Origin of the sequence: Rhodococcus sp. OAS809 (assembly GCF_040546695.1) — a bacterium.
GTDB classification, from domain to species: Bacteria; Actinomycetota; Actinomycetes; order Mycobacteriales; family Mycobacteriaceae; genus Rhodococcus_F; species Rhodococcus_F qingshengii.
Map to the genome: position 1 here is coordinate 6,002,108 of NZ_JBEPOI010000002.1, position 11,456 is coordinate 6,013,563.

Genomic DNA, 11,456 nt, shown 5'->3' on the forward strand with positions numbered 1-11,456 from the left:
CACGATCTGGCCGATGGGCGACAGCCTTCGTTAGCTGATGCTAGCCTTCCCTAATTCTCGCTGAGCGTTGGAGGAGTGCTGGTAACCATGCGAATCAAAGTCTCTCGAATGAAGATTGCAGTCACCGCCTTGGCGGCCTCGCTCGCCGTCGCCGGACTTGCCGGCTGCAGCAGCGACAGCGCTGACGCACCCGCGGAGGCGGGAGCAACCGTCTCGACCATGTTCGGTGACGTCGAGGTCCCGGCCAACCCGGAGCGCGTCGTCGCGCTCGGTTGGTCGGACGCCGAGACGGCACTCGCTCTGGGCACTCAACCAGTGGGCGTCGCGGACTGGATGGCGTTCGGTGGCAAGGGCGTCGGACCCTGGATTGCGGACGAGTTCACCACGGACCCGAAGATCCTCGGAACCATGGACCTGAGCATCGAGGACGTCATTGCTCTCGACCCGGACCTGATTTTGTGGACGAGAAGCGACAACACGCAGGCCACCTACGACAAGCTCAGCGCCATCGCGCCGACGGTCGGGCCGCCGCCGGGTCTGTCCACTGCGTACGGGACGACGGTCGAGCAGCAGACCGAACTCGTCGCGAAGACTCTCGGCAAGGAAGCAGAAGGAAAGGCGCTACTGTCCGGCCTCGACGCCAAGTTCGACGCCGCGATTGCCGCCAATCCGAACTTCGCGGGCAAGACCGCGGCGGTCGGCGCCTACAGTTCCGACGGTTACGGCGCGTACGTACCCGGCGACGCACGCGCAGACTTCATGACCCGCCTCGGCTTCACGATCCCGACGGCGATCACCGAAAAAGCCACCGGAAACTTCTACATCCCGGTCGCCAACGAGAACCTGAACCTGTTCGACGCGGATCTCACGGTGCTGTTTCCGATCTTCCTCGACAGCAGTGCGTTTGCGAACGATCCGCTACTGCGCGCAATCCCGTCGGCTCAGGAGGGACATCTGTTGATCCTCGATGACCCGGCACTCGTCAATGCGTTCTCGAGTGGCTCGGTACCGGGGTTGACCTACGCAATCGACAACGCCGTTCCGAAGTTTGCGAGCACGCTCGGCGCCTGATCAGAGCTGTTTCGGGACCTGCCCGTCACTGTGAGCGTGTTCGCAAACAGTGGCGGGCAGTTCTCGTGCGCCGGTACACTGGGCAAAGTGAACTTTCAGCTAACGAGCGGCGGCCCAGTGGAGATCGCTCCAGTGGAGATCGAAGCGACCGCTCCTCGTTTTCCGCGGATGCATGCATACGTGGATATCGCTGTTGTGATCGTGGTGCTGGTGGGAACCAATCTGATCGCGCATTTCACCACCGCCTGGGCAAGCATCGCGACGGTACCCATCTCTGCTCTCGTCCTGTTGGCGCTCACCAAGCGCCGGGGAATGGGGTGGGCGGAATTGGGGCTGTCCCCTCGTGACCTGCGGCGAGGTTCGAAGTACGCGCTTGCCGCCGTCGGCCTGGTCCTGACGGTTGTCGCCGTCGGCGCGTTGCTTCCGCTCACACGTCCTTTCTTCATGGCGGATCGCTACGCCACTATTTCCGGCGCGATCATCGCGTCGATGATCGTGATCCCGCTGCAGACCGTCATTCCCGAAGAGTTGGCTTTCCGTGGCGTCCTGCACGGCACGTTGAACCGGGTCAGTGGATTCCGCGGCGTCGCCGCTGCCGGTTCTCTGATGTTCGGACTGTGGCACATCGCGTCGTCGATGGGTTTGACCAGTGGTAACGAAGGGCTGTCCGGCTTTCTCGGTACCGGAGTCGTCGGCCAGGTCGCCGGCATCCTCGGAGCTGTTCTCGCCACCGCTGCGGCCGGTCTCGTGTTCACCTGGCTTCGTCATCGCAGCGGCAGCCTGATTGCGCCGATTGCTCTGCATTGGTCGTTGAATGGTGCAGGTGCACTGGCTGCGGCTCTTGTTTGGCATGCAACTCTTGCTTGATCCCAATATCTGACAAAAAGGACAGCATTCGCCGCGCGGCGCCGGGTAGTTTTGTGCTTTGCTCAGTAAGTGACGCACCTTCATCGAGGCCATGTCTTCCACATTTCCGGTCGTCCGACGGTTGAGGATGCGGCGCAGTCGCTCGTCTCGATCCCCGACGGCGTCTTGGCGATCGACGATGCCGGAACGATCGTCTACTGCGGAGAATTCGAATCGCTCCCCGGAGACCTCGCGGGCGGCGAAATTCACGACCACCGACCGGGTTTCCTGCTGCCCGGATTCGTCGATGCACACATTCATTTCCCGCAGACCTACGCAGGCGACGCCTACGGCGGCGGCCAACTCCTCGAGTGGCTCGACCTGTGCGTCTTTCCCTCCGAATCGAGATTCGCTGATCCGGAATTCGCCCAGCACGCTGCCGAGGCCTTCTGCGCTCGCCGAGTCGCCACGGGAACCACGGCCGCGATGGTGTTCGGATCGGCCTTCCCGGACGCGCAGGACGCCCTGTTCTCGGAAACTCTGAAACGCGGCCTTCGAGTGGTCAGCGGACGTGGGATTCAGACCACCGGCCCGGCCTCCGCTGCCGCGCTGATCACCTCGGAAGAGGACGCGATCAGACTCACCCGCGAGGAGATCGACAAGTGGCACGCGGCCGACACCGGCGACGTGAACACTGCGCTCATTCACGTCGCAGTGGTTCCCCGCTTCTCTCTCGCGGTGACAACACGGACGCTGAAGGACTTGGGGGAGTTGTACGACTCCGTCCGTGGCCGGGGCGTCTACTTCCACAGTCATCTCAACGAGAACAATCGGCCCGGAACCGGCGAGGTGGCGACCACACTCGCCGAGTACGAGGTCGAGACCTATCTCGACACGTACGACGGCAAGTTCCTCCCGGGCTCACAGGTCGGCGGAAAGAGCTTCCTGGGTCCACGCGCGATACTCGCGCACTCGGTGCACTGCCAGGACTCCGAACTCGCACGAATGGCGGAGACCGGAACCTCCATCGCACATTGCCCTACTTCCCAGCAGTTTCTCGGCTCCGGCACCATGCCGTGGAAACGAACCGTTGCGTCAGGGGTCAACATCGCGATCGGATCGGACTTCGGTGGCGGCGACGAGTGCCTGCTCACCCGAGTCCTCGGCGACGCCTTCAAGGTTCACATCTCCGAAGCCGGCGACGGCGGAGTGTCGATGCACCCTGCCGAACTGCTGTTCACCGGAACACTCGCCGGTGCTCGCGCGCTGGACATGGAGAACCGGATCGGCAACTTCGACGAGGGCAAAGAGGCCGACTTCCTGGTGATCGATCCGTCCGGGTGGCCGCCGCTCGCCGGGCTCGTCAACTACGGAACGCGTTCGGATGATCCGATACTCGCCCGCGACCAGACGCTCTTCGGGCTCCTGATGGCGATGCGCGAGCCCGCGATTGCGCACGTGTACGTGCAAGGGCGCCGGATATCGGGCTGACGTGTCCGCAACTGCCATCACCGGGTACCACCGAACGAGTTCGGGATTCCGGGCGTGGGTCGAGCGTGCGGCTGAGACCGCCGGTCGATTCGACGGCTACCTGAGCTGTGGCATCAGTGATCAACCGGAACCGGTGTCGCACGGCGTGTCCGTCACTTTCGACAGTGCCGACGATCTTCATCGTTGGCTGGAGTCGACTGATCGCCGCGATCTCGAAAGATCAGCTGCTGCAACGGGAATTCTGGCGCAGACGAGTGATCTCGTTCTGATCGACGGCGTGCTGCCGCCGCCCGGTATCGGTGTGTACGACCACGCCGTCGTCGTGGGTAAGGAGAATGAGTTTCTGCGAACGCAACGACACCTCATCGATCTCAGTTCGCGATTCTCCGGCTACGAGTCGGTGATGTTGTTGCGGTCGGTCACCGACTCCACCCAGTGGAAGTCCGTCCTTCGGTTTCGGACAGAGCAGCAGTTGGCGGTGTGGATGGCGTCGCCCCAGAGGGCCGCAGCACTACCGAAACTGCGGGCCGAGTTGGCCGAGGACTTCACCGAGACCACGCGGTCGACACCGTTCGGCACCATTCTGCGTACGGAGAACGGGCAGACTCGCGCGACGCCGAATTGGAAGACGGCGATGATCATCCTGCTCGTCCTCTATCCGACGGTGATGACGCTGTCGAGGTTTCTCGGGCCGTTGCTCGACGGGATCGGAGCGCCGCCGTGGCTGTCGATGTGGTTGAGCCAGATAGTCAGCGTCGGCGCCATGACGTGGTTCCTGATGCCGACGGTCACGAGATGGTTCCGTCATTGGCTGGACCCGGTCGACGGCGCCGTTCCCCGCACCAACTGGCGCGGCGTCGCGGCGGTAATTGCGGTGTACGTCGTGACTCTGACGCTCTTCGCCTCCGTGAAGTGGCTGCAGTTCTGGGACTACTTCGACTGAATCCGGCCTCGGCGGAAGTAGGTGAGCGGTCCGAAGAAGTTGACGAAGATGATCGCCGCCCACTTCTTCTTGCTGCCGTTGACCGTATTGGCAGGGCGTCGCGCCAGGTCTGTCCACGCGGCGATCGCCAACAGGGACTGAATCGTTGCGAGCACGGCGACGACGCGGCGTTGCGCGGGTGACAGCTCACTCCAGGACTTCTTCTTTGTGAGGTTCATGAACTCCACTGTGCCCTCGAACGTCCAATCGGTGTCGAGATCCGGTTGTTATCGGTGCCGGGAGTTCCTCAAATCAGTGTGAATAGCGTCACCATGATGACCGATAGGTATGGTCCCGCGGGCCGTCGGGCCGGTCGTTTTCGGCGTAAAGATCTCGCTAACTGAAGTTATGGCTGAAAAATTGCGCACACGCTCAGGATGCAATGTGCCCTGGATGGGGAAATTTGGCATCGATTCGCAAGTAAGAGACTTTGACGGCGAATCTCTCAGGGTGGGGAAGTCGAGCCCTCTGTTCTTGCAGCACCGGTCCAGCGGTGATGCTGCACGATAACTGATCTCGGCAACCATGTTCGAATTTTGTCAGGAATGCGCAATATGGTGACAAATTGTTCACCGTGACTGGTTGTTACCTGTGGATATGAGGTCACTAGAGCGGGCCTGAAATGTAACGTCCCGGACACATTTGGTGTCGTAAAAGTAACGGAAGGGCTCTAGTGTTAGCCCCGGCAGCCAGCCAGTGGCCCGCCATCACGGACAGTTCATCACTGACAGGAGCAATATCAATGCCTACTATCGGTTTCGGCGACATCTCAGACTTCCTCGGCGCTTTCGCTGACCTCTTCGGATTCCTCGACTTCATCTCCGGAAGCGTTGAAGGCCTGTCGGCAGAGTAAGTCCCGCAGAGCAAGAAGTGCCCCCGAGCCTGTGGCGCGGGGGCACTTCTCTGTTTCGTCGAGCTGCGCGGTGGAGTGGGCACCGAGCCCATTTGTCGCAAATGTGGCTCATGTTGGCCAAGTGCATGGCGGGGATGATGTGACTGTGGTGGAATGCGAGCGAAAGAAGATAGCTTGCCTGCCCGCCACTTCGAGCGGGACACGCCGATGATCGGAGCTTTGTGCACGTCTCGCGAAGAAACCTCTTCAAGTACGCAGCGGCTGGATCGGCGGCTGCCGGACTCGCTGCATTGAGCGGTACGACGTCGGTGGCCAATGCCGGTTCGCTCGGGACCCTGCTCGATTACGCCGCCGGTGTGCCGTCCGCTCAGGCAATCAAGGCCGCCGGGTATGCGGGCGCCATTCGATACGTCTCGGACAGGCGCCCGGGCGCCGATTGGATGGTCGGCAAGCCCGTACTGGCGCGGGAAACCGACGCGTTGACCGCGGCCGGACTTCAAGTCGTTTCTTGCTATCAATTCGGCAAGGGCGGAACGGCGGACTGGCGCGGGGCCCGCGAAGCGGGCAAGCGTCATGCTGCCCGTGGCCTCGAACTACATGCGGCGGCTGGTGGGCCGTCCGGTCGGCCGATCTACGCGTCGATCGACGACAACCCGACCACTACTGAAATCACTACGCTGATCACGCCGTACCTCGAGGGGTGGGCCTCGGTTGTCGGCAACGGAGCGCTCGGCGTCTACGGAAACACTCGCGTGATCGACGCAATGATCAGTGCCGGCGTCGGAACCTGGTTCTGGCAGCACAACTGGGGCTCGCCCGCAGGGTATGTGCACCCGCGGGCAAACCTGCATCAGTTCGAGATCGACAAGCGCAAGGTCGACGGCGTCGGCGTGGATCTGAACTCGATCCTCACTCGGGACTACGGGCAGTGGTCGTTGGCCGGTGCGGTCGGTCCGGCTCAGCCGGTCGGATCCTCGTTGCCGACAGGATCTATCGGACCATAGCGCCGAATTTGGCGAGCCAGGCCTTGGCGTCGTCGGGGAGGGTGCCCGCCGCTTCCGCGGCGAGGCACCATGCTTTTGCCATCGATAGGAAGTTCATCGGGTTGTAGGCGTCTTCTTCGCGAGACCACAGTCCGTTGCCGGCGTAATGCAGGATCGTGATGTTGGCGGCTCCGTGCTTGGATCCGTCACCCGGATCCTCCATCGGGTTGTCGATCTCGCACACGATCCATCCGCGCTGCTCGTCGACCACGAACCAGTTGGCCGGGAATTCGGTCATGCGGTGCCCCGGGAACTCCGTCATCGTGCGAGTGACCCACTTGCGTACGGCCTCTCGGCCATTGAGGGTGCCGAAAGCGTGTTCCACGTAGACGACGTCCTCGGTGAACATGTCCGCGAAGGCGTTCCAATCGCCGGAACGAGTGCACTCGACAACGGTGTTCTGGTAACCCGCGAAGGCGTCTTCGAGTTCGGTGCGTGTCCAGGTCATGAAAGGCTCCTCGGGTAGTCGTCGCCTCAAATTAGAACACGTTGCAGAATTGATTGTCGGCGATTCGATGGAGAAGAGTTCTGCGGTACCGTCGTTGGCGGGTCGGGGACCCGTTATGTGAGAGGGCACCACGTGGATATCATCATCAATTTCATCTACACACTTCTGTCGAAGTTGCAGACGGGCAGCATCGAAGGCTCTTCGGAGAAGTGAGTCCTCCGCCGGGTTGATTCCCTTACGAGACTTTCTGTTTGGGAATCAACCCGGCGAACACCATCGTCACGACGGCGGCGGCGATGGAGATCAGGAACGTGGCACGAAACGCCTCGAACGAGGGGATCACTGCGGTGCCGACGGTGATGGTCATTCCGGCCAGGACGACGCTCACGATCGCGGCAGACGTCGACGTGCCGATCGATCGCATCAGTGAGTTCAGTCCGTTCGCGGCTGCAGATTCCGTGATGGGGACTGCGCCCATGATCAAGGCCGGCATGGCCGAGTACGAGAGCCCGACGCCCGCTCCGATGAACATTCCGGCCACCGCGACCTGCCAGACGCTCGACACCGTGAAATATGCGAAGGCGTAACCCAATCCGATGACGAGGGCGCCGAGCATCAGCGTGATTCGTGGGCCACGCCACGCCGAAATTCGAGCGGAGACGGGCGAGAGCGCCATCATGACGAGTCCGCCGGGGGCCAGTGCGAGTCCCGCTGCAACCATGGACAGTCCGAGTCCGTAACCGGTGGACGTCGGTGCCATGAGCAGTTGGGGGAGCGTCAGAGAATTGCCGTACATGGCAAAACCGACGGCGATCGACGCGAAGTTGGTGAAGAGAACTTGCGGCCGGGCCGATACGCGGAGGTCCACCAGCGGTGCGTTGCGTCGAAGTTCCCACCATCCCCACATCAGGAAGCTGAGCGCGGAAACCGCAAGGAGCCCCAGGGTTTTCGCGTCGCTCCATCCCCAGGTTCCGCCCTTGGTGATGGGGAGTAACAGGGTGATCAGACCAACGGTGAGGCCGAGCGCACCGACGAAGTCGAAACGTCCCGGGCGTCGTACGGTCGATTCGGGAATGACGAACGCAACCAGTGCGATGCAGATCAGCCCGAACACTGCCGATGTGACGAAGAGGAAGTGCCAGTTGGCATTCTGGGCGATCACCGCGGCGATCGGCAGTCCGATCGCACCGCCGACGCCGAGGGTGGCGCTCATGACCGCCATCGCGCCGGCCACTTTCTTCGGTGGAAGAACGTCACGAATGATGGCTATGCCCAATGGAATTGCCCCGACCGATGCTCCTTGAAGTGCACGGCCGACAACGAGCACGATCAGTGATGGTGCGATCGCGCAGATGGCCGAGCCCAGAACGACCATCGCGAGACTGACCAGCAGCATTCGTTTCTTGCCGAACATGTCGCCGAGGCGCCCGCTGATCGGCGTGATCACCGCGGCGGCGAGGAGTGTTGCGGTGACCGCCCACGAGGTGTCGGCGGGAGTGGAGTTCAACAGGTGCGGCAATTGCGGAATGATGGGGACTACCAGCGTCTGCATCAAGGCGACGACGATTCCGCACAGTCCTAGAACGGTGAGCACTGGACCCGAGGATGCGTAGTTCGTGTCGGGGATTTTCTCGTCGACATTGGACGACCCTGCGTGAACGGACATGCGGCTCCCGCCATGGCGTGTTCTGATTGGTGCGTTCGCCCCAGTGTGCACGCTACACATCGTGTGTAGTCTGCACAATATGAGGATGGACCGGGACCCTGATCTGGTGAATATCGAGTACGAGTTGACTCTGCTCTCGCGTTACCACGCGCTCGCACAACGGGCCGAACTTCATCTGGACCGGTCGGCGTATCTACTGCTCGGTCGACTGGAATTGCAACATCCCATGAGCCTCAAGGAGCTCTCCTGCGCTTTCTCGCTCGACATCTCCACCATCAACCGGCAGATCGGCGCGCTGAGGCGTCAGGGCTTGGTGGAGCGAGTGGAGGATCCGGACGGAGGGCTCGCGCGAAAGGTCCGGCCGACGGCGCAGGGGCTGTCGAAACTTCGTGCTGATCGCGAACATTCGACAGCCGGTGTCGAAAAGGTCCTCCGCGAGTGGACGCCGGAGCAGCGTCTCGCGCTCGGTGACCTACTGCGGCAATTCAATACCTCGGTCGAAGCGCTGGAAGGCCGCGAATGGCCGCGACCGAATCAGGTCTGAGAGTGCGAGACGGATCGTAGTGAGCGGTCCGGATCGCTCGAATCCGATTCCGGCGCAATGACAACAAGTTTCGGGTGTTCTTCGGGGGCTGCATGATTTCCACGCCAGGAGAGCAGTGACCAACGTGAGAGACCGGACAGCGCGGACCCGAGACTGGCGAACGAGCCCGAACTCAGGACCGACGCCGTAGACCCGATGCTTCCGATCGAAAGAAAAGAGCCGACGCTACCGATCGACAGGATCGAGTACGCCGATCCGATCGAGAGAATGGACCCCTCGGATCGGATGGACAGTATCGATCGCGTCGACTTGTGTGACCGTATCGACTGGTCTGGGCCGGATTTCTTCTCTGGACGACCGTGCGTGATGTCCACTCGTAGATGTCCCATCTATCGGGTCTATCACGGTGATCGGAGATGCAAAAGGGACCCACCGAAATTCGGTGGGTCCCTTTCACAAGACTTCGATCAAGCTACCGCGAACATGCCCACGGTCGGAAGGAAGCTGCAGGTGATGCGATCTGCGCCTTCCGGCTGGGTGGTCAGCGAACCGCTGATCACCGAGAGAACGCGTCCGGGGCCGGTATCGGCGATAGCCGACAGAGTGGCTGGGCCGTCCGGGTTGATGCGTGCGGCGTTGGTCAAGTTCTGGGTGGCGCTGCGCTGGTTGTCGATGTTGACCCAGGTGACGGTCATCGGCACCGGCTGGTCGTCGACGGCGGGAGCCGTACCGAGAGCGGTGAAGACGAATCCGGCCTGACCGGCAGCGGGACCGGGAGGAGGCAGGTGAGCCGGGCCGGGAACGGCAAGTGCGGTTCCGACCGAATCGGCGGTGGCCGAGATGCAGCCCTTGCCAAGCGTCGGGTAGAGGAACTGCGCGATGACGGGGGCGTTCTCGTCCGGGATCGCCGGTCCGCCGCCGCCGCTGCCGTCGAGGAAGGTGATGACCTTCTCGAGGGTGGCCTTGATCTCGGGCGGAATGCCGGGGGAGTTCAGGATCGCGCGAGCCTGGTCGAGCAACGCTTGCTGCGGTCCGCCTGCAACATCGGCCGGACCTGCGGCGGCGCCGATGATGGCGGGCGCAAACGATGCGAGGAACTCGATCGGCACACTTTCGGGTGCGGGCGGTGCTGCCGGATCGGCCATTGCCTGTGCCGGCAATGCCAGTCCTGCTACTGCGGCAATAGCGACGGCGGTGAACGCCTTTCGCATACCTCGGGTTCGAAGCACTGTTTCCCCATCCTTAGTCATACCGCGCGGGCGCCTAGGCGAGCTCCGCGTTTGACGGCTCGAGGGGTCACTCTATGTACAGAGCCCCCGGGTTGTACAGCTGTTCAGTTGCTGAGCAGCTACGCACCGGGGGGAGTCTATGGCATGACCGGCCTCGATCGTGATTTACGGCGACCATACCTGTGACTGAAGTGATCTATGTGAAAGTTGATGCAACTGTTACGTCAGATTGCGAGGTTTGTTCACTCGAAGATCAGTCGAAACGGACCGAATCGTCGACGAGTACGTCAATTCGACGGGCAAGGTCGAAGTCCAGTTCCGTGAGACCGCCCGCCGAGTGTGTCGAAAGCGTGTACGTGACCTTTCGCCAGCGAACGTCGATGTCGGGATGATGATCCGCGGCCTCGGCGACTGCCGCGATGCGTTGAAGAAGCGCGATGGCGTCCGGGAATGTCGCGGAGTCGACCGTGCGAGTGATCGACCCTGGCGACAGTTGCCAGGCGGGCAGTTCGTCGAGAGCGTTTTGGATCGCGGAGTCGGACAACAAAGTGGCCATACTCCATCATGGTGCGATGAGTGATGCACCTGCAAGGGATCGGGAAGTTGTCGCCGGTGCGATCTTCCGCGAGGGAAGGCTGCTCCTCGCGCAGCGGACGAGTCCGCCGGCTTTGGCCGGTCGTTGGGAGCTGCCGGGCGGGAAGGTCGAAGAATTCGAATCGCCACAGAACGCGTTGGCGCGGGAGCTGCTCGAGGAACTGGCGGTCGAGGTGAGATGCGGCGCCAGAATCGGCGTCGACGTGCCACTGTCGCCTGGGTTGGTCCTGCGGGCCTACCGGGCGGAGTTGGTGTCGGGAGAACCGGTCGCGCTCGACCATGCTCAATTGACATGGGTCGACGCCGAAGAACTGTTGTCGATGGATCTGGTGGACAACGATCGAGCCTGGATCCCCGAGTTACTCGCGGAATTGAGCGCGCTTACGCCGCACGAGCCTTCTTGAGACCCGCTTTCAGTTCCTTCTTGGATGCGCCCTCGTTCTCGAGCTTCTTCATCCGCATGATGACGACGGGACACTTGATGCACCGCGTCTTCTTGCGGCAGCACTTCTTCTTCGGTTTGAGCTGCGAGACCTTGCTTGCCTTGACTTTTCCCATGTGACGCTGCGGCTTTCCTGTTTCACTACGGCGGAGAGCCCGCTCTTGGAACGAGGTTAGCGTACCCTTAAATGACCTGTTTCTCCAGGTCGTAATCCTACGCGCATCGGCGTGGTGCAGATCACTATTCG

14 protein-coding genes are annotated in these 11,456 nt (G+C 61.9%); 7 read left to right on the top strand and 7 right to left on the bottom strand.

Annotated elements, in window-relative coordinates; translation table 11 throughout:
• The first annotated feature begins 108 nt into the window (after positions 1-108).
• The 4 genes from ABIE52_RS31230 to ABIE52_RS31245 all read left to right on the top strand — a co-directional run bounded on the left by ABIE52_RS31230 (position 109) and on the right by ABIE52_RS31245 (position 4,351).
• Positions 109-1,071 (top strand): ABC transporter substrate-binding protein, encoded by a 963-nt coding sequence (locus ABIE52_RS31230; RefSeq protein ID WP_354541572.1) that lies wholly within the window; start codon positions 109-111, stop codon positions 1,069-1,071.
• A 168-nt stretch (positions 1,072-1,239) separates the two neighbouring features.
• The gene (locus ABIE52_RS31235; RefSeq protein WP_020908494.1) at positions 1,240-1,938 is read left to right on the top strand and encodes a CPBP family intramembrane glutamic endopeptidase; all 699 of its coding nucleotides are present in this window, start codon (positions 1,240-1,242) and stop codon (positions 1,936-1,938) included.
• A 69-nt stretch (positions 1,939-2,007) separates the two neighbouring features.
• A complete protein-coding gene (locus tag ABIE52_RS31240; RefSeq protein ID WP_125051640.1) occupies positions 2,008-3,408 on the top strand; it encodes an amidohydrolase family protein in 1,401 nt (466 codons plus the stop codon).
• A gap of 1 nt (position 3,409) precedes the next feature.
• Positions 3,410-4,351, top strand: a complete 942-nt coding sequence (locus tag ABIE52_RS31245; protein ID WP_125051638.1) for an antibiotic biosynthesis monooxygenase — start codon at positions 3,410-3,412, stop codon at positions 4,349-4,351.
• Here the strand turns inward: ABIE52_RS31245 and ABIE52_RS31250 are convergent.
• Positions 4,339-4,569 carry a PLD nuclease N-terminal domain-containing protein gene (locus ABIE52_RS31250; protein WP_007726301.1) on the bottom strand — a complete coding sequence of 77 codons (231 nt, stop codon included), beginning with the start codon at positions 4,567-4,569 and terminating at the stop codon, positions 4,339-4,341. The genes ABIE52_RS31245 and ABIE52_RS31250 overlap by 13 nt on opposite strands.
• 895 nt (positions 4,570-5,464) lie before the next feature.
• Here ABIE52_RS31250 and ABIE52_RS31255 point away from each other — a divergent pair.
• Positions 5,465-6,247, top strand: a complete 783-nt coding sequence (locus tag ABIE52_RS31255; protein ID WP_192712334.1) for a DUF1906 domain-containing protein — start codon at positions 5,465-5,467, stop codon at positions 6,245-6,247.
• Here ABIE52_RS31255 and ABIE52_RS31260 read toward each other — a convergent pair.
• Positions 6,234-6,734 carry a nuclear transport factor 2 family protein gene (locus ABIE52_RS31260; RefSeq protein WP_007726289.1) on the bottom strand — a complete coding sequence of 167 codons (501 nt, stop codon included), beginning with the start codon at positions 6,732-6,734 and terminating at the stop codon, positions 6,234-6,236. The genes ABIE52_RS31255 and ABIE52_RS31260 overlap by 14 nt on opposite strands.
• A gap of 235 nt (positions 6,735-6,969) precedes the next feature.
• Positions 6,970-8,400, bottom strand: a complete 1,431-nt coding sequence (locus ABIE52_RS31265) for an MFS transporter (protein WP_047270338.1) — start codon at positions 8,398-8,400, stop codon at positions 6,970-6,972.
• Positions 8,401-8,485: 85 nt separating this feature from the next.
• Between ABIE52_RS31265 and ABIE52_RS31270 the strand changes: the two genes are divergently transcribed.
• Positions 8,486-8,944, top strand: a complete 459-nt coding sequence (locus ABIE52_RS31270) for a MarR family winged helix-turn-helix transcriptional regulator (protein ID WP_003945257.1) — start codon at positions 8,486-8,488, stop codon at positions 8,942-8,944.
• On the opposite strand, the gene ABIE52_RS31275 is transcribed toward ABIE52_RS31270, so the two are convergent.
• From ABIE52_RS31275 to ABIE52_RS31285, 3 genes are all read right to left on the bottom strand, one after another.
• Positions 8,935-9,333, bottom strand: a complete 399-nt coding sequence (locus tag ABIE52_RS31275) for a hypothetical protein (protein WP_042448789.1) — start codon at positions 9,331-9,333, stop codon at positions 8,935-8,937. The two genes, ABIE52_RS31270 and ABIE52_RS31275, sit on opposite strands and share 10 nt — an antisense overlap.
• A 78-nt stretch (positions 9,334-9,411) precedes the next feature.
• Positions 9,412-10,155, bottom strand: a complete 744-nt coding sequence (locus ABIE52_RS31280) for an Rv1157c family protein (RefSeq protein ID WP_003945233.1) — start codon at positions 10,153-10,155, stop codon at positions 9,412-9,414.
• A 271-nt stretch (positions 10,156-10,426) separates the two neighbouring features.
• Positions 10,427-10,729, bottom strand: a complete 303-nt coding sequence (locus tag ABIE52_RS31285; protein WP_003945236.1) for a 4a-hydroxytetrahydrobiopterin dehydratase — start codon at positions 10,727-10,729, stop codon at positions 10,427-10,429.
• 16 nt (positions 10,730-10,745) lie between these two features.
• Between ABIE52_RS31285 and ABIE52_RS31290 the strand changes: the two genes are divergently transcribed.
• Entirely contained in the window at positions 10,746-11,171 is a 426-nt protein-coding gene (locus ABIE52_RS31290; protein ID WP_007726279.1) for a (deoxy)nucleoside triphosphate pyrophosphohydrolase, read from the top strand.
• Here the strand turns inward: ABIE52_RS31290 and ABIE52_RS31295 are convergent.
• Positions 11,149-11,325 carry a hypothetical protein gene (locus ABIE52_RS31295; protein ID WP_003945207.1) on the bottom strand — a complete coding sequence of 59 codons (177 nt, stop codon included), beginning with the start codon at positions 11,323-11,325 and terminating at the stop codon, positions 11,149-11,151. The two genes, ABIE52_RS31290 and ABIE52_RS31295, sit on opposite strands and share 23 nt — an antisense overlap.
• Positions 11,326-11,456 lie beyond the last annotated feature (131 nt).